The organism is Cyclobacterium amurskyense (assembly GCF_001050135.1).
Lineage (GTDB): Bacteria > Bacteroidota > Bacteroidia > Cytophagales > Cyclobacteriaceae > Cyclobacterium > Cyclobacterium amurskyense.
Genome location: NZ_CP012040.1, coordinates 5,668,946 through 5,688,257 on the forward strand (window position 1 = coordinate 5,668,946; position 19,312 = coordinate 5,688,257).

Sequence of the window (19,312 nt, forward strand, 5' to 3'; positions counted from 1 at the left end):
GCTTATCGTTTATAGATGGCTTCATCGTAATTCATTAAAGTGGAATTAACCAGCGTAAAGGCTGCCAATTCTTCCTTGGGTAGGCTTTTATCTCTACCATATTCCCCAACTTGAAGCAAACTATCGGCCTCATGAGGAGCGCGTTGAAATTCGGCAAGCTCATTTCGGTACAATTCCTCCAAAATCATCAATTCCTTAGGTTCAGGGTTCCTACTTGTGATTGCTCTAAAACCATATTTTAACTGATCTGAAGTCTCAACTCCTCCATCTATTAACATCTTTTCTGCGAGGACCCTGGAGGCTTCTATGTATTGGGGATCATTCATAAGCACCAGCGCCTGCAGTGGGGTATTGGTATTTTGCCTTTTGATGATACACACATATTTATCGGAAGCGTCAAAATTAGTCATCGAAGGAGGAGGTGCACTTCGTTTCCAAATGGTATAAAGGCTTCTTCTGTACAAATTATCTCCTGTATCTTCAATGTATTCATTTGCATATTCAGCAGTCAACTCCCTCCATAGTCCCTTGGGTTGATAAGGTTTCACACTTTCTCCACCAATTTTTGGAACTAATAAACCACTTGAAGCCAAAGCCTGATCCCGAACCATTTCCGCGGGAAGACGGGAGGCATTGGCTCTTGAAAGCCATATATTTGAAGGATCTTTTTCCCTAACATTCTCCTTTAAAATAGAAGATTGCTGATAAGTAGCTGAACTTACCATCAATTTTAGTAATTGCTTAAGATCCCATCCTGTCTCCATGAAATTCACTGCAAGCCAATCTAATAATTCAGGATGAGAAGGAAACTCACCCTGGTTTCCAAAGTCATCAGGTGTTGCTACAATCCCTCTTCCAAAGATCATTTCCCAGTATTGATTGACCACTACCCTGGCAGTTAATGGATTTTCTTTATGAAGAAGCCATTTGGCCAATCCCAATCTATTTTTAGGAAGCTCTTCAGGAAAAGCAAACAATACAGCTGGAGTATGGGGAAAAACCTGTTCAGTAGGGGCATCATAAACCCCTCTGTCTAGAATAAAAGTCTTTCTTTCTTCACTCCTCTCCCTCATAACCATGACTTCAGGCTTAGCGCTTATTAATTCGTTTTCTTTTTTCCGAAGTTTGTGCAAGGATTGTGTTTGATTTTGGTAATGTTGATTTACCACAGAAAAATAATAGTCCTGTAAAGCTGAATTGTTTCCCTCCTTTAAATTGCTCAAAATTGGGTCTTGGATTCCTGCCAACATTTGGGTTTCAATAGCTGTTAGTTTTCGGTCGAAAACCCGGATTTCATCCACAAGGGAATGGTCTAATGTTTCTGCAAAATTGGTCCCTCGTTTTCCAATCTGTAAATTCCCAGAATGACCAATACCTCTTTTTTCTTTGCCATAGGCCAAAATGCTTTGCTTCAAATGGTCGGTAAGAACCTTACGTCCTAAACGTTTCCCATTCATATAAATCTGCAAACCAGCAGCCTTACTTGATCCATCATAAGTCATAACAAGGTGCACCCATTCCCCAACAGGTACTTTTTCCTCGGTATGAACTTCAATGGCATTTGCTGGCCAAGTATGGCTCATCAAGGCGGCCAAACTTCCATCCTCTCTAATCAACAATTCGTAACCTCTAAAACCATTTGCAAAACCTCCAGTCTTGGAAAAAATCGGTCCATTTAAACTGTCCTCTATTGCTTTGTACCATAAACTTATAGAAAAAGGGTCGCTCCTTTCAAAATAAGCTATATCTGGACCTAAGTCAACATAACTATCCCCTACCAATTGTATTCCTTTGCCAAATTTCCCCTCCACAGTTAAAATCTCTTTGTCTTTTTGAATAACCACCATGTCTGCCGGCTTGTTCTTATTGGCTAGGTTTTTAAATTTATTATCCATTGGTTTATCAAGTGGATAATGCCCGATTTGACCTTTTATTGTAAATTGAGAATTTGATTGAGCATTCAGATTAGCCAACCAATTTTCAAAGGATTTTGAAGCCTGATTTTTAACACTATCAATAGTTGTTTCTTTTTTCCGAATTTCTCCATTGATATAGGCAATTTTTTTCTCTACTTCTTCATCGTCTTTCAGGATCAAGGTAGGACTAGCATCACCTACATAAGGCACTTGACCTGTTTCATTGATATTATTAAAAAATGCATATAACTGGAAATATTCCTTTTGGGATATGGGGTCATATTTGTGGTCATGACATCTAGCACACTCTGTAGACAATCCTAAAAATGCTTTGCCAAGAGTATTGGTACGGTCAGCGACATATTCTACACGATACTCCTCTGGAATAATCCCTCCTTCCTGACTCTGTGGATGGTTGCGGTTAAATCCTGTTGCGAGAATTTGGTCGTAGGTCGGGTTTGGCAATAGGTCTCCGGCCAATTGCCAGAGAATGAAATCATCATAGGATAAGTTTTCGTTGAATGCTTTTATTACCCAATCTCTCCAAGGCCACATATTCCTCATTCCATCATCTTGATACCCATTAGAATCTGCATACCTGGCCAGGTCCAACCATTTAGAGGCCAACCTTTCGCCATAATGTGGGGATTGTAAGTATTTATCCACCAACTTTAGGTAAGCTTCTTTGGAGTTATCGTTTAAAAAACTCTCCACTTCTTCCATGGAGGGTGGCAAACCAGTAAGGTCGAAAGAAAGTCTTCTGATCAGGGTTTCCTTGCTCGCTTTTTCTGATGGTTCCAGTCCTTTTGTAAGCATTTTAGCATAGACAAAATGGTCTATTTCATTTTCAGCCCATGACAAAGCTTTATCATCCAGGGTGGGGGCATTTATTTTTTGAGGGGGAATAAAGGACCAGTGAGGCTTGTATTTGGCACCTTGTTCGATCCATCGAGTAATTAGTGCGATCTCCGTTTCAGAAAGTTTTAAGTTAGATTCAGCAGGTGGCATTTTCAGGTCTGCCTCTTCTGAAACTATCCTTAGGTAGACACCACTTTTCATAGGATTTCCAGGCACTAAAGCATAATGGTCTTTGTTCTCCCCAATTAAGTCAAGTGCATCAGCTTCCACATCCAATCTTAAATTGGCCTCTCTTTTGTTGACATCCGGCCCATGACAGGCAAAACACCGGTCAGACAAAATGGGTTTGATGTGCAAGTTAAAATCCACCATTTCTGGTAATTGTTCTTCCACTTCCTCCGAAAACTCAATGGGCTGATTAAAAGGGACAACCCAAATAACAACCAAAAAAATGGTTAAAAATATAGCTATTTTTAATATAAGACCTTTGTTCATTTTTGACACGATTGGCAAAATTATTCAATCTAATATACGAATTGCCTTTATATTATTTAATGAAAATGTCATGACCTGAAGTATTTGTGTTTGTAAGGACAATGCACAAAACTTCCGGTCATGACAATTGTTATCCGATAAGCAAATAATCGATCTTAATACTTAAGGGGTATAAATCCAAGCGGCTAAATATTTACCAACCTGGATTTTGTTCTAAATTTTTATTGAAAGAAATTTCATTGTCTGGAATAGGCAATAGGTTGTGTCTATCTTCGTATCCATTTGGAAATTTCACCTCAATCAAACCTCCATCAGCAGCCTTAATATCGACAGGATAAAGGTCTTGACCAATTTTCCATCTTTTAATATCAGCCCATAAAATTCCTTCTCCAAAAAACTCCACAACGCGCTCATGTCTTAACTTCTCTCTAGCAGCCTCTTGAGAAAGATCAGTTGGCAAAGAAGTAATTGTAACATCGGTTCGTTCCGTTCTTATTCTATTAATAATGCCAATGGCTTCAGGTATATTTTGATTGGTTTCAATAAGCGCCTCAGCTTTTGCCAGCAACACATCAGCATATCGTAATACGATAAAATTCAATGGTGAAACCCTAGGACTAAGTAAAGGAATTCCTTCTCCAACATTTTTTCGTAATCCAAACCCTACCCTTTGTCCTGTATGATTAGGAACTTCTGAAGGATATAACCTACCCTCAAAAGTTGCTCCAGGCCTTAATATCGTAAAATCCAATCTTGGATCCCTTCCCTCAAACTCATTGTTAGGATCAACGGCTGAACCATCGATCATTTCATATTCGTCTATAATATGTTGCGTAGGAGCAGGATCACTCGCTCCTGCGGCAGCCACACCACCTGGAAGGGCCAGCCATGCAAAGAAATTTCCCTGGCCTTGTTCACCAGCTATGTACTGAATATCAAATAAAACCTCTTCATTGTTCTCATTGTCCAGCTTAAAGAGTCCTTCATAGCTTGGAAATAAATCATACATTCCCAAGGCATCAATTTGCTCGACCATTTGCAAGACTTCAGTGTATTTATTTTGATACAAATAAGCCCTCATTTTCATACCCAAAGCGGCACCTTTGGTAACCCTACCCAATTCATAGCTTACAGGTTCTGAATTTTGAATCGCTATATCATAATCTGAAATGGCCTGCGCCCATGTTTCCTCCAGGGTATTTCTACTTAGTTCGGTTACTTCCTGAGTATTTAACCTGGTTAATATGATGGGTACACCACCATAAGCATCCGCTAATAGCGCATAAGCAATCCCTCTGAGAAAATGTACCTCTCCCAAATAGGTGGCTTTTTTATCTGCAGGAAGATCAACATTTTCTAAATTGGCAATAAAATCATTGGAGAAATTAATGATCCTATAGCACATTGTCCATCGCTCATCTACTAAACCGCCTGTAGTACTTGCGGTAATTGAACCGTTTCCAATTTGCTTTTCCAAACCATTCCAATGTGCCCACTGATAAGCATAGGGGGTGATGGCATCAAAAGTCGGCCCTGAACCATATACTCCTCTATGTTTCAAAACACTATAGATACCATTTAAGGCCAATTTAACATCATTTTCATTCTGCCAAAATGAAACCGTTGTAATCCTGTCTGTAGGATATACTGCAAGAAATTCCTCACCACAGCTACTAAAAAGAAGCATGCCCAGGACTACAAAATTTATTTTAAATATCTTTATCGTTTTCATAATGCTTATAGATTAATATTGACACCAAGAGAAAGAATTTTTGGTAAAGGATAAAAATTATCCCCCGAATCAAAGGTGTTTCTTTCGGGGTCAAATCCCTCATAGTCTTTGGACACTAACGAACCTATATTCTGGGCATTCCCATAAACATATAGTTTTTGAAGTCCAAGTCTTTCTGTTAAAGCAGAAGAGAAAGTATAACCCAACTGGATATTTCTGAGCTTAACAAATGAAATATCGCTAACCCAGTATGAAGATGCTTCACTTCTCCATGTATCACTTATTGAAATCCTTGGTACTGTTGTACTTTTATTGTCAACCGTCCAAGCATCTCTCCATTTTTCAGTGATTGTTCCTCCGGAAATCCCCAAAGGTTGGGTCCAAGCATTCTGGGTATAAACATTTGCCCCAGCTATTCCCATGATCACAGTACTTAAATCAAAACCTTTATAATTAACACTTGGCGTAATACCAAAGGTATATTTAGGGATGGTATTCCCCAAAGCCATTTTATCTTCAAAACCTAGACGACCATCATTATTTACATCCTCATATTTCAATTCACCTGCCTGTGGAATATACCCATTGGCAGACATGTGTTCTGAGGCTTCCTGATCAGTTTGATAAATCCCTATGGCCTTATATCCATACAACTCACGATAAGAGTACCCTTCGCGAATCAAGTACAATTGATCGGGGGAATTTTCTCTGAATTTGGTTACCTGGTTTACGATATAAGTCATGTTAACACCTATATTATAACCTACATCATCTCTATCTTTAGCCAACTTTGAGTAGTTGATATTAAATTCAAAACCATTGTTGGTCATTTCTCCTACGTTTTCAAAAGGTGCACTTACCCCCCCGAGAATTGATGGTATAGGCAATTGAACTATGATATCGTTCGTCGTTTTCATGAAGTAATCTGCTTCTACAAAAATCCTATTGTCTAACAAACCAAATTCAACTCCCAAATCTGTTGTAACCGAAGTTTCCCATCCAATGCTCTCATCCACAAGAGCCGTTATCCCTGCACCAGGTGCAAAACTTCCAGAAAAATTGTAGCTAAGTCCATTCGTTTGATTTACCACAGCTAGGTATGGCCAGTAGGAATTAATATTCTGATTTCCCAGTTGCCCCCAGGATGCGCGTATTTTAAGGTCTGATATTAAATTTTGGCTTTTCATAAAGGCTTCTTCGCCAAGTCTCCAACCTGCTGAAAATGCTGGAAACACACCCCATCGATAGTCTTCTTTAAACCTAGAACTACCATCCGCTCTAAGGTTCATTTCAAAAAGGTACTTGTCTGATAAAGCATAATTTACACGACCAAAATAAGACATCATTCTGAGTTCACTCATGTTTCCATTGGCTTGAAAACCTGCGGTTCCAGCATCTACCTGAATCATCCCCTCTTTTGGTGGGTCTGACCTTCTACCATATACGTCTTTGATTACAGTACTCTCTATTTGAATACCAGCAATGGCAGAGATATTATGAATTTCATTAAAGGTTTTGTTAAAGTTCAAGGTAGAGAATAAGGTGTTATAATTGCTTTGAACGTTCTCTCTACTAGCCTCCAAAATGGTAAGGTAATCCAGGTTTTTTCCTTCTACCCCTGTATTGGTATATCCATAAACCAAATTGTTGTGTCGGTCTCTCAAATTACTATTGTACTGTGAAGTAAAATTGGCCTTCAAAGTCAAGTAATCAGTGAAATCAATGTCTGCAAAAACATTCATTTTGAAGAAATTGTTTTCCGTAAGAGAAAGCCCATTGGCTGTTTCTATTAATGGATTTCTATTGCCTACAATTGTATTTCCACTGCTGTTAATTGCCTGGACAGATCCAAATCTACCGTCTTCAGTATATGGCGCTGTAAAAGGATAGCCACCATTGGCGAAAATATACATCATTCGTCCTATGTTAAATGGTTCTTCAGATGATTTTTTGATACCATTAATACGACCACCGATGGTTAACCAGTCTTTTAATTTCGATTCCAGATTTAAAGTAAGTCCGTATCTACTTGAATTGGAATTAAGCATAATCCCATCCTGATTAAGGTAGTTCATGGATACATAAAACTTGGTCTGCTCAGAGCCACCTTTTACAGATACATTGTGTTCTGTAATGGGAGCCTTTCTAAACACTTCATCAAAGAAATTGGTATTGGGATAAACGTATGGATCACTTCCGTTTTTAAAATCGTTTATCACTGACTCAGGAAACAATGCGCTACCTCCTTGATTGGCTAAGGCCTGGTTCCACATCCCCATATATTCCGCACTATTTTCTATAATATTATAGCGCCTTCCAAGACTTTGCTGCCCAACATAACTACCTATATTCACACTGGTCCTTTCTCCAAATTTCCCCGATTTAAGGGTAATTAAAACCACTCCATTTGCTGCTCTAGATCCATAAATGGCAGAACTAGCAGCATCCTTCAATACCGTCATACTTTCGATATCATTAGGATTGATTTCATTTATTGAAGCCTCTACGCCATCTACAAGTATCAATGGATTTGAATTGTTTAATGTACCCCATCCTCTAACACGAATTTGGGCACCATCACTCCCGGGTTTTCCTGAGTTTTGACTTATCCAAACACCCGGCACCTGTCCACTTAATGCCTGAGAAGCATTGGTAATTGGCCTGTTCTGAAGCTCCTCATCAAAGTTAACTGAAGAAACTGCACCCGTTAAGTTTTCTCTTTTTTGGGTGCCATAACCTACTACCACCACCTCATCTAGAGAAGAGGTATCTTCTAGTAAAGTAATGTTAACAATACTTTGGTCGGAAATCTGGATCCTTTGGGAAACAAATCCAATAAATGAAAATACAATTGTGGCACCCTCATCTACATTTAAGGTATATTTCCCATCTAAATCTGTGGCTGTACCAATGCCAGTACCGGGTACCGAAACTGTGACTCCTGGAATGGGCTCTCCATTTGCATCTACTACAGTCCCAGATATCTCTGCTCTCCAATCGTTTACATAAACAGGTTTAATCGAATTGGTGTTACCGTACCCGAAAACGGGTGACAACAGAAATATTAGCAAAACAATAAGGCTAGAAAAAGCCCGTCTGGTATAGGGTAAATAAACCCTACTTCTAACAAGTAATAATTTCTTCATTGATTTGAGGTTTAAGAATAAATAAATTCAAGTGTTTGGATAGTAAATAATGACAATCATCAGGAATAAGTCATCACATATATAAGATTTTAACCGTTTATGAAAATTTAATGTAAAACCAATTTACATATGGATAATTAAAACTTAATAACAACCATAAAATGTATTAAATTCTATTATTTAAAACAAATTTTCACCTTAAATTACAATAAAAAATCACTACTTATTTTATCTATTCACCAACTGGCAAGCCTTTATTTCACAAAGCCCAAAACCATTCTTACTAAATCAATGCTTCAATTTTTAAATAAGCTAAAGCTTAGACCAAATTCAAATAGAATGAGATCTAAGCTTTAGACAATTAACATCTATTTGGTAATCAGTTGAATAAACTCAATAATGTTTAACCCGGATTATGTAATAGGATTTCTCCGTCCTGACAATAGTCAGGGGTGAAGCCTGTCCCGTGTTTACGGGAAGTGTTGCAATCGCAAGAAAATCAGGCTGTTTGGATATTTTAGCATAGCAACGCTATGGTGAAATTGAAAACAGCAACGAAGTGGCTGATTTTGAAGCGATTTAAACACGTAATAGATTGTCTATTGCCTATTTCGGGTTTAACCAATGAAACACCCCTCTAACAATGTCTTCCTTCTCGTGTATCATTATTAAAGTGCATTGGCCTACATCGGACATTACAATAATGCTTTCATTTTTGAATGTATACCCGTATATTTTCATTTCTTGAACAAAGCGCCAATTAACCCATGAGACCGATCCATCTTTCTATTACCTTATTTTCTATTTTAATATTTACCAGTTTTTTCATTCTGGCACAACAAATTGAATCCAATTCCGATTTGGTTTACCCCAGCTCCTTCGTTCATCCGGGAATTCTTCAGAACCAAGCAGATTTGGATTATATGAAATCACAAATCCTAAAAGGAGAAGAACCTTGGAAAACAGCCTTTATAAATCTTCAAAAAGAGGCAAATTCCAATTTTGAAGTTCAAGCGTTCACTCATGTTGTCAGAGGTTCTTATGGACGCCAAGGGCAAGGGCATAAAGAGCTTTCAGTAAGCGCAAAAGAGGCTTATAGACAAGCCTTACTTTGGTACGTGAAAGGTGAAGTGTCTCATGCGGAAAATGCCATTGGTATCATCAATGCATGGTCTGAGCGATTATGGGACTTTGATGACAATGATGCCAAACTGATAGCCGCACTGACAGGCCAATACTTTCTAAATGCCGCAGAGATACTGCGATACAGTAATTCAGGCTGGGAACAAAAAGAGATTGAAAAGTTTGAGGAATTAATGCTTACCGTATTCTATCCATATATCAAAGACTTTTTCACAGAAGCCAATGGAAACTGGGATGCTGCCATGATCAATACCATGCTAGGAATAGGTATTTTCACAGACCGACCAGATATATTTAAAAGGGCCGTCGATCGTTATTTCTGGGGACCTAATAATGGAGGAATTACCAAATACATATACCCCAATGGCCAAATCCAGGAAACCACCAGAGACTGGCCACATGTTCAATTGGGCTTAGGTGAGTTTGCAAAAGCAGCACAAATTGCATGGACCCAAGGGGTAGATTTTTATGGAGTGGCGGACAACCGCCTTGCTCTGGGTTTTGAATACACGGCAAAGTATATGCTTGGTGAGGAAGTACCTGTTTACGGAGACATTTCTACTAGAGGCAGAGGTGAATTCAGAGACATCTATGAGTCCGTTTTTTCGCATTACGCTAATGTAAAAAAAATAGCCATGCCCTTTACCAAAGAAGCTGTTGCTTTAACAAGGCCAAACTCCACTTGGGGATTTTTAGAAGCCCAAAGAGCTCCGGTTCAACAATCAGCAATGTCCGAAAACTTCAATGATCCTCTGGAAAATGCCCGAGAACAAACTGGTGCAAGGAAAGGTCTAAATCAATTAAATGAAGATGAATACATAAAGGTAAACCCTGGACAATCCATCCAAAAAGCAATTGATAATGGAAGCAAAATTGGGAAAAAGATCTTACTGGCAAAAGGCCAACACCTGTTAAAGGAAACCTTAAAATTACCGAGCAATACCCATTTGGAAGGTTTAGGTCTAGGAACCATCCTTTTACTTGAGGAGAAAGTAAGTGGCCTTACCGTGGGTAACCTAAACCCTATGGCTGAAAATATTACATTAAAGAATTTTGTAATTGAAGGAAGGGAAAGTGCCAAACCTGAATATGACCCCAACCAGGGAAGAAGGGCACGAGCAAGGCAATCAGCTCCTCGAAGAGAAGGCCTGGTTTTAGCAGCTGATTTACCAAACAAAATCCGAAACATTCACCTCGAAAACCTTACGGTTAGAAATTTCACGAAAAATGGTGTATCACTAAGAGGTGTAGCCAATGTGAAAATTACACATTGTGATTTTAGTGACAATGGCTCAAACGTGGTCCCAGGAAAAGGGCTGCATCATAATTTGCACCTATTCCGATCAACACAGGTTAGTATTAGTGACAGTAGGTTTAGCAATTCCCCTTGGGGTTCAGGAGTCATGGCCAGTTTATGTGCAGACCTAAGTATAGCAAACAATGAAAGCAGCAGAAACAAATTGGATGGGATTCAAATCAATGAATCACAAGGAATTGCAATTATAGATAATCTTTTGGAGGGCAATGATAGAAATGGGCTGTATTTAGAACAATTGAACATTGGCAATATTAATTTAACAATTGACAACAACACCATCCGTAATAATGGAGCTATGGGTATTAACTATCCGAAAGATATCCAAGAAACATGGGCTTATAATTTAATACAACACAACAAAAGAAGCATTGCAAACACAGTACCAAACGATCTATTTATTGAACACTGGAATAAGGTTGCTCAACATATTAATTTACCTGATGAAGTAAAGGACAAGGCCGATAATCCTTTATTAGCAGCACGGTATTTACTTAATTACTTCCAGCAAAGAACCGGTGTACACCACCCCTCAGACAAGCATCACTATACAGGACAAGCTTCTGATAAAGACCGTATGCACACCAATAATGCCATGAAACATGTCATGGTTGGTCAGCCTGCTTATCCGTCACAATTTGTAGGCTGGGACATCAATTGGGAAAGCCAACCAGTAAAAGACAAAGAATGGGTATGGCAACTAAACAGAATGGTTTTCTGGCAAAGTATGGGCAAGGTTTACAAAGAGGATCGCAATGAGGAAATTGCCATAGAATGGAACAAACAGGTTATGGATTGGGTGATTAAAAACCCTAGGGACAAAGATCACCCTCTTGCATGGCGATCCATTGAAGCAGGTATTCGAGGTAACAGGTGGACCCATGTATTTAACAATTTTCTTCATTCACCAAATTTCAGTCCCGAAGCACTGGTTTTCTTTTTAAGCAGTGCTTATGACCATAGCGAATATTTAATGACTAAATACAGCTCTGGAAGCAACTGGGCTTTAATGGAAGCTGAGGGAATGGCTTTTATTGCCATGACTTTCCCTGAATTTAAGGTATCAGACCAATGGTTGGATGAGGCAATCAGACGATTTAACATTGAGATACATGAACAAGTCTATCCTGATGGTCACCAAAGAGAACTTGCATTTGGTTATCATATGGGAAGCATTAGTTGGTTTTTAAGAACTTATGAGCTTGCACAAATGAATGGTATGGGAAATCGGTTTTCCGAAGATTACCTTACCATGATCGAAAAAATGGCAGAAGTGCCAATGAAACTTGCATTTCCTGATGGCACATCCCCTCAATTCGGAGATGCATGGACGGGTAGTCCGGGACAGCATTATTCTAAGCTACAAACATGGGCATCACTTTTTAACAGACCTGATTTTATGTATGTGGGAACTGAAGGTGAAAAAGGAGTAAAACCTAGTCAAACAGCTTTTGCCTACCCTCAGAGTGGTTTGTACTCCATGCGTAGCGCTTGGGATCCTTCAGCTATTTCCTTGGTATTAAAATGTGGGCCAGATGGTGGTGGGCACAGCCAACCTGACAATGGCACTTTTGAACTGTATGCAGGTGGAAGAAACCTTACCCCAGATTCAGGAAGTTTCATTTATAGTGGTGATCCTGAAGGGAGAGCTTGGTTTAGACAAAGTAAAGTTCACCAAACGCTCACGCTAAATGGTGAAAACATAGCCTATGCTCCCAAAGTCCTTCTCTGGCAGCCAGGAGATAAACATGATATTGTTGTCGTGGAAAATCAGAATTATGAGGGAATGACCCATCGAAGAGCGGTGATCTTTTATGACAAATCCTTCTTTATCATTATCGATGAAGCTTTAGGAGATGCAGAAGGAGTACTCGATCTGAATTTTCAACTTGCCCCAGGAAAGGTAGACATGGATGAGAATCAGCTTGCTGTTAAAACCTTATTCGATGAGGGCTATAACCTTTCAATCAAAGCACATGAGACCGAAGACCTTAACCTAACCCCTATGGAAGGCCAGGTATCCTTTATTTATACCAAGAAAGAGCCAAGGCCAGCATTTTCTTTTCAGAAAGAATGGAATGGTAAGGGGAAAGGCATGAGGTTCGTTACAAGTCTTGAACCATTTAAAGGATCAAGCCCTTCTGATGTGGTTGTTAAAGTAGCCTCTAAAACTAAAATTGGAAGCAAAAAGGTTACTTTGGAAATAAGCAAAAATGGAAAAAAAGAAAGCATCTCCTATTCACTTGAATAGTTAAACCCAAAAATGGGAATCCATTGTATTCTAAAATCACTTCCCCATTGATTCTGAAGGATTTGAAGTCATAATAACCCCATCCCTTAGGTGCTTTTCGCCATCCTGTATTATTGAAAAACAGTCCCTCCCATAAATCTTCATTTAACCTGGATTATGTAATAGAATTTCTCCGTCCTGACAATAGTCAGGGGTGAAGCCTGTCCCGTGTTTACGGGAAGTGTTGCAATCGCAAGACAATCAGACTGTTTGGAGATTTTAGCATAGCACCGCTATGGTGAAATTGAAAACAGCAACGAAGTGGCTGATTTTAAAGCGATTTCAGCACGTAATAGAATGTCTATTGCATATTTCGGGTTTAACCAAGATGGTAGGGTTCAGATAAATCTCGGAATTGGCTAAAAAAAATCCCCCGGCTTATAAAAGTCGGGGGAAATAGTTTCACTCTGATACACAATTGCTATGCGATTATAAAGTCAGAGTTTAAATCTCAAGAATTAAATTAATAACCCGGATTTTGAGCAAATTCATTTTTCGTTCTATCAATTTGGCTTTGAGGAATTGGTCGAAGCGTATGGTAATCCTGAATATTTGGACCACCATTAGGATTGTACATTTTAACTCTTTCCAATAGTTTTCCTGTTCTTTTTAAATCAGTCCATCTATGAAGTTCTCCTGCTAACTCTCTACCTCTTTCATCAAGAATCATATCAATATCCAACTCAGCTGAAGTGATCAAAGGAATCTCTTCACCTCCAGGAAATTCTGCCCTTTTTCTAAGCGTGTTGAAATAAGAAGTTGCTTCGTCCAACTTGCCCTGCATCATCAAAGCTTCAGCAGCGATAAGGTAAGTTTCACCCAATCTCATGTACATATAATCCCTTCCATTATTTCTAAGGTAAGGATAACGATGTTTTTGAACAGTTGGAGAAAATACGTCATTTCTATCTTTAATAATTACCAACCTGTATGGTGCACTTTCTATTTGCTCAGGAGTATATTCCTGCCTAATCGGATCATTGGTAAACCATGCAGCAGTATCTCCTATAGAGAAGCCTGCAGGAACATTAGGTTCGTCATTGTACAACCAAGCCTCTTTGAAGGTAACGCTATAGCGAGAATCATTTCTGATATGTAAACCGCCATTTCTATAATCATTACCAAACAATGTAGTAAGGGTAAAATCTGTTGGCCAAAAACGAGCAATACCAACATGGTACATGTCATCACCAATTAAGCCTGGTAGCAACCATTGCCTTGGGCCCAAAAATCTCTGTAGTTCGTTACCTGGATTGTTTACTTCTGTATTATCACCCCATTGAACCGACCAGATTACTTCTTCGTGTCGTTGATTGAATGGATCGAAAACATCAGCATAATTATCCAACAATTGGTGTCTTCCTCCTTCAATTACTTGTATAGCAAGATCAGAAGCCTTTTCCCAGTTGCCTATTGTTAGGTGAACTTTGGCCAAATGATTGGTAGCAGCATCATGAGTTGGTCTGCCGTACTGCACCTGCTCTAAAGGAAGATGTTCCATAGCAAATTCCAAATCTGAAACAATGGCAGCATATACCTCATCTTCAGAAGCTCTGAAAGCTTCCAATTCAACACCGGTAGTTTCTTCCAAGGTTAAATGAACTGGTCCAAAATGCTGAACCAATACGAAATAATAATGCGCTCGTAAAAATCTCGCCTCGGCCACTTTCGCCAATTTTGTAGTTTCGTTCATTCCTTCTATACCATCAGCTCTTGATATAACCGTATTGGCATAGTTGATACCTTTGTAGAAATGTTCCCACACTAGCACATCTCCAGAAGGAGAAAGTACGGTCGAGGCATTAAGGCCTGGTCCATAATTGTCCCATTCAGAGTTATAGCTTTGTCCTTCCATGAACATATCTGTACCAAATAGGTTCATCAATAATCCTGGCTCTCTACCGTAATACCATCTTAATGGTACATAAGCTCCAACCAATGCTTCATCTAAACCCTCAGGAGTTGAAAATTGCACATCAGCAACTGTATCTGTAATCATATTCTCTGTCAGGTCTGCACAACTTATGCAAATACTAAAGACAGCCAATCCAAGTATATATTTTATTGTAGATTTCATCTTTTTGACATTAGTGGTTTAAAATCCAAGTTCAATACCTAACAAATAGGTTCTGTAATTAGGCATATCATGATTCCTTGCTCCTTCAGGATCCAATCCAGGAAACTGAGTGAAAGTAAAAGGATTTTGAACACCTGTATAAATTCTGGATTTTCGTAAGCCCAGTCTATCTAAAAGTCCATCAGGCAGACTATAACCAAGGGTGATATTTCTAACTCTTACAAAACTAGCATCAAAATAACCCATAGGTGTAGAATAATCATGACCACGAACCCTTGGTTGAGGGTATTCATTACTAGGATTGTCAGGAGTCCAATAATCAACATCTCTCGAATTCAGGTTATACCCTCTTCTAAGGTTAATCATACCTCCTAAAGAAGTTCCTCCTGCCTCACTGAAAATGTTAATTCCCTGAGTGGTGTAAATGAAAAACGCGAAATCGAAATTGTTATATGTAATTCTATTGTTTAAACTACCAGTCCAACTTGGTACATCAGATCCCAATAATACTCTATCATCAGCACCAATTCTACCGTCATTGTCGATGTCTTTTAATTTCATGTCACCAGGGTTGGCTCCATAAGAATTGGCCAAATCTTTTTCAGACTCTTGCCAGATTCCGATAAACTGCCAATCATAATACACATTGATTGGTTGTCCAATAAACCATAAGTTACCTGGATCATCTTCTTTACCACCATATAATTCGGTAATTTCATTTCTATTTGCATGAAATACCAAGTCTGTAGTCCACCTAAAACCACCTGGTCTTTTGGCTTCTACATTGACAATAGAAACATTAAACTCAAAACCTCTGTTTCTTGTCGCACCAACGTTTTCTAAGGTACTTACAAAACCTGAAGTTGGAGGTAATTGTCTGTTCATAAGTAGGTCTATGGTTCTTTGCTCATAAATCCCTACAGTACCCATTACTCTACTGTTCCAAAGTGAGAAATCTACTCCTATATCAATTTGTCTCGTTCTTTCCCATCTCAATTCTGAATTGGCTAACTCTGCACTTTGAAATCCAAATACGGATTGATCGCCAAAGGCATATCCTACTCTTTGAACTCTACCTTGAGTTTGATAAGGGTCAATACCTGTATTACCTACATCACCGTAACTGGCACGTAATTTCAATTCGTCAAAAGTTGAGTTGTTAGACATAAAGTCCTCCTTATCCAACAACCAAGCTAAAGCCATGGAAGGGAAAAGACCATATTTGTTACCTTTTGCCAGTCTGGAAGAACCATCAACCCTACCTGTCATGGTCACAATATATTTGTCCTTCATTGAATAATTTAAACGAAGCATATAAGACTCCAATGCCCATTCATTCAAATAGGAACTTCTAGAAGTGGTTTCTTCAGCTGTACCAATATTATGGTAACGTTGTTGCTCAAAAGGCAATCCTCTAACGGAAACACCAGAACCTGTTTCTCTTAAAGTCTGCACACTATATAGACCAGTAGCTCGGATTTTATGATCAGTGCCAATGTCTTTTGAATAGTTGACAATGTTTTCATAAAGGATATTACTGGTTTTGCTATTGGCAACGCTAGCTGTAGAAGTCTGCCAAGTATGTGTTCCTCTATCGTAATAGGTAAGATCCGGTGCAAAATTGAACCTGTAACTCAAACCCTCTATAATATCAGCTTCTGCGTAAACATTAGTGATTATACGGGTTCTGTCTCTCCTGTCAATATACAAATCCCTATCCAAGGCCAAAGTAGGGAAACTCTCACCTACCGCAAATTCACTTGAAAGAGCTCCTTCCGCTCTAGCTGGCCAATCCAATGGACTTCTTAAGATTAGATCTCTGAAATTACCTCCCTGGTATTCTTCACTGGTAGTTACCTGCGCTGATACACCAGCTCTAAATCGATCGCTAACTTCCTGATCCAAATTTAATCTTCCCACAAAACGGGAGAAATCATTGTTAGATACAATTGACTTATGATCCAAATAAGTACCTGACAAGGCATATTTAGTATCTTCTGTTCCACCTCTTACACTCAATTGGTGATTTTGTTGAAAACCTGTTTTAAAGGCTTCTTTTTGCCAATCGGTATCTACACCATTTCTAATTCCTTCAAGTTCCCAATCTAAGAACAAGGCCTCATCGGTAGTGTAAGATCCTTGTTGTCTGGCAGCATCTCTTTGCATTTCAGTGAATGTCTCGGCATCCATCAAATCAACTCTGCTGGAAATATTTTGCACACCTGCAAAGGCACTATATTCTATTTGAGTACCTCCAGAATAACCTCTTCTGGTCGTAATCAATATTACACCATTCGATCCCCTCGAACCATAAATTGCTGTAGCTGAGGCATCTTTAAGGATTTCAATAGATTCAATATCGGATGGGTTAATATCCATAAGGTTTCCTGCAATTGGAATACCGTCCATTACTATCAGTGGATCATTTCCTGCTACCAATGATCTAGCACCACGAATCCTTACTGTGGCTCCTGCACCAGGTCTGTAACTATCTGCCACTACATCTACTCCGGCAGCTCTACCTTGAAGCAAGCTTTCAAATGAATAAGTAGGTTCACTAACAATGTCTTGCCTTCCAATAGAAGCAATTGATCCAGTAATTTCTCTTCTTTCAACTGAACCATAACCTACCACTACAAACTCATCTAGGGAAGATTCGTCCTCTGATAAAGTAATGCTTAGCTTGGTTTGATTACCTACATCGATTTTTACTGTCTCATAACCAATAAAGGAAACGACCAATATAGCACCAGCAGGCGCGTCAATCGAGAAATTTCCATCAAGGTCTGTAGCAGTACCTATGCCTGTACCTTCTACCAATACCGTAGCACCGGGAATAGGGCTTCCACTTTCATCAACAATGGTTCCTGTGATCACTTTTAGATCCGCAGGAGGCGCATTTGATTTGGTAGCCTCGGTTTTCTTAGCAACAGTAATCGTATTATTGATCTGTTTGAATACCAGATTAGTTTTCCTTGAAATCTCCTCAAGAACTGTTTCTACATCTGATTTACTCAGACCTATTTCCAACACCAAATTTTTATCAAGCGCATTTTCATACACAAAATTAAAATCAGTCTGATTTTCAATCTGATTGAAAATTTCTACCAAAGTTTCAACCTCGCCATGGAGGCTGACCTTGGTCTCTTTCATTATCTGGGCATCTGAATTATATGCCCAACCTACCCCTAAGCCCAGGTAAAAAAGGCATCCAATGGAAAATATCCGCATAGTTATCCTCATAAAAAGGAGAAGTAAATTTTTTTTCATAATTTGTGATTGTTAAATGTAACTCGTTTTTAATGAATTGCTTTTATTTCGGTGGCGCTATTGGTACTAGCGCCACTTTTTAGCAATTACCTTTTTTTACTTTTAGGTGTTTTCCGTTTATCTCATAGGCAATTCCAGTAGCGTATTTAATTGATTCCATAATGTCTTCTAAGGTCATTCGAGTGTAACTACCCGTAACCAAGCATTTCATATTTTTATCACTCAGTTCTACAGATTCTAATCCGTACCAATTGGATAAAGTTAGGAATACTTCATTAATAGGCGTCTGATTGAATATTATCTTTCCATTAACCCAAGCAAACTTTAAATCGGGATTAATCTTCACTTTACTGCCTATACCTGATTCTGGTTTATAGGTCAATTGTTCGTTTGCAATTAAGAAATTATCGTCTTTTGAAGCTTGATCTGAAGCTTCTTTCACTTTCACCTTTCCTTCTTTTACGGCTACCGTTTGTGCCTTTCCTTTATAAGCACTAACCGTAAATGCAGTACCCAAAACACTGGTTTCTAATCCATCTGTAACTACTACAAAAGGATAATCTGGATCTTTCGCTACTTCAAAAAATGCCTCTCCCTCAAGAAACACTTTTCGATTGGTAGAAAACTGCTTGTTTATTTTTACTTTACTATCACCGTTTAAATGTATAATAGAACCATCCGCTAAAGTAAGCTTTCGCCTTACTCCCCGAGGGTTAATAAACTCTTCAAATCTCTCTTCAACCAGGGTTTCTTCTATAGGTAAATCCTTGTTTTTAAAATTGTAAACCTCTACTACACCCAAAAAAATGACTAAAAACACTGCAGCCCATCCTATCCATCTAAAATCCATTTTAGGGTGGGGTTGGGGCTTTATTTTCGCTTTTAAAATATTTAAATTATCTTCCTTCCTCGTGTCAAGAAGAGCTTCTTTGCTTACATCTAATCCTTCATACCAATGATTTAATATTACTCTTTCCTCAGAACTTAGCTTATCTTCTAATTCCTTCTTAATAAGATGCAAAATATGATTTGGGATATTCATAATTAACCTGCTATATATACTAAGTGTC

7 protein-coding genes are annotated in these 19,312 nt (G+C 38.7%); 1 reads left to right on the top strand and 6 read right to left on the bottom strand.

Annotated elements, in window-relative coordinates; translation table 11 throughout:
* Positions 1-2: 2 nt before the first annotated feature.
* The 3 genes from CA2015_RS22530 to CA2015_RS22540 form a co-directional block, all read right to left on the bottom strand.
* Positions 3-3,269, bottom strand: coding sequence for a DUF1553 domain-containing protein (locus tag CA2015_RS22530; RefSeq protein WP_048643941.1), 3,267 nt, complete (start codon positions 3,267-3,269; stop codon positions 3-5).
* A gap of 193 nt (positions 3,270-3,462) precedes the next feature.
* Positions 3,463-5,001 (bottom strand): RagB/SusD family nutrient uptake outer membrane protein, encoded by a 1,539-nt coding sequence (locus CA2015_RS22535; protein WP_048643942.1) that lies wholly within the window; start codon positions 4,999-5,001, stop codon positions 3,463-3,465.
* Positions 5,002-5,006: 5 nt separating this feature from the next.
* Positions 5,007-8,147, bottom strand: a complete 3,141-nt coding sequence (locus tag CA2015_RS22540) for a SusC/RagA family TonB-linked outer membrane protein (RefSeq protein WP_053086737.1) — start codon at positions 8,145-8,147, stop codon at positions 5,007-5,009.
* A 767-nt stretch (positions 8,148-8,914) separates the two neighbouring features.
* On the opposite strand from CA2015_RS22540, the gene CA2015_RS22545 reads away from it, so the two are divergent.
* On the top strand, positions 8,915-12,856 hold the full coding sequence (locus tag CA2015_RS22545; RefSeq protein WP_048643943.1) for a heparinase II/III family protein: 3,942 nt from the start codon (positions 8,915-8,917) through the stop codon (positions 12,854-12,856).
* A gap of 502 nt (positions 12,857-13,358) precedes the next feature.
* On the opposite strand, the gene CA2015_RS22550 is transcribed toward CA2015_RS22545, so the two are convergent.
* The 3 genes from CA2015_RS22550 to CA2015_RS22560 form a co-directional block, all read right to left on the bottom strand.
* Complete coding sequence (locus CA2015_RS22550; RefSeq protein ID WP_048643944.1) at positions 13,359-14,972, bottom strand: RagB/SusD family nutrient uptake outer membrane protein; 1,614 nt, start codon at positions 14,970-14,972, stop codon at positions 13,359-13,361.
* Between the two features lie 18 nt (positions 14,973-14,990).
* Positions 14,991-18,242 carry a SusC/RagA family TonB-linked outer membrane protein gene (locus CA2015_RS22555; protein ID WP_048643945.1) on the bottom strand — a complete coding sequence of 1,084 codons (3,252 nt, stop codon included), beginning with the start codon at positions 18,240-18,242 and terminating at the stop codon, positions 14,991-14,993.
* Positions 18,243-18,321: 79 nt separating this feature from the next.
* Positions 18,322-19,284 carry a FecR family protein gene (locus CA2015_RS22560; protein WP_048643946.1) on the bottom strand — a complete coding sequence of 321 codons (963 nt, stop codon included), beginning with the start codon at positions 19,282-19,284 and terminating at the stop codon, positions 18,322-18,324.
* Positions 19,285-19,312 lie beyond the last annotated feature (28 nt).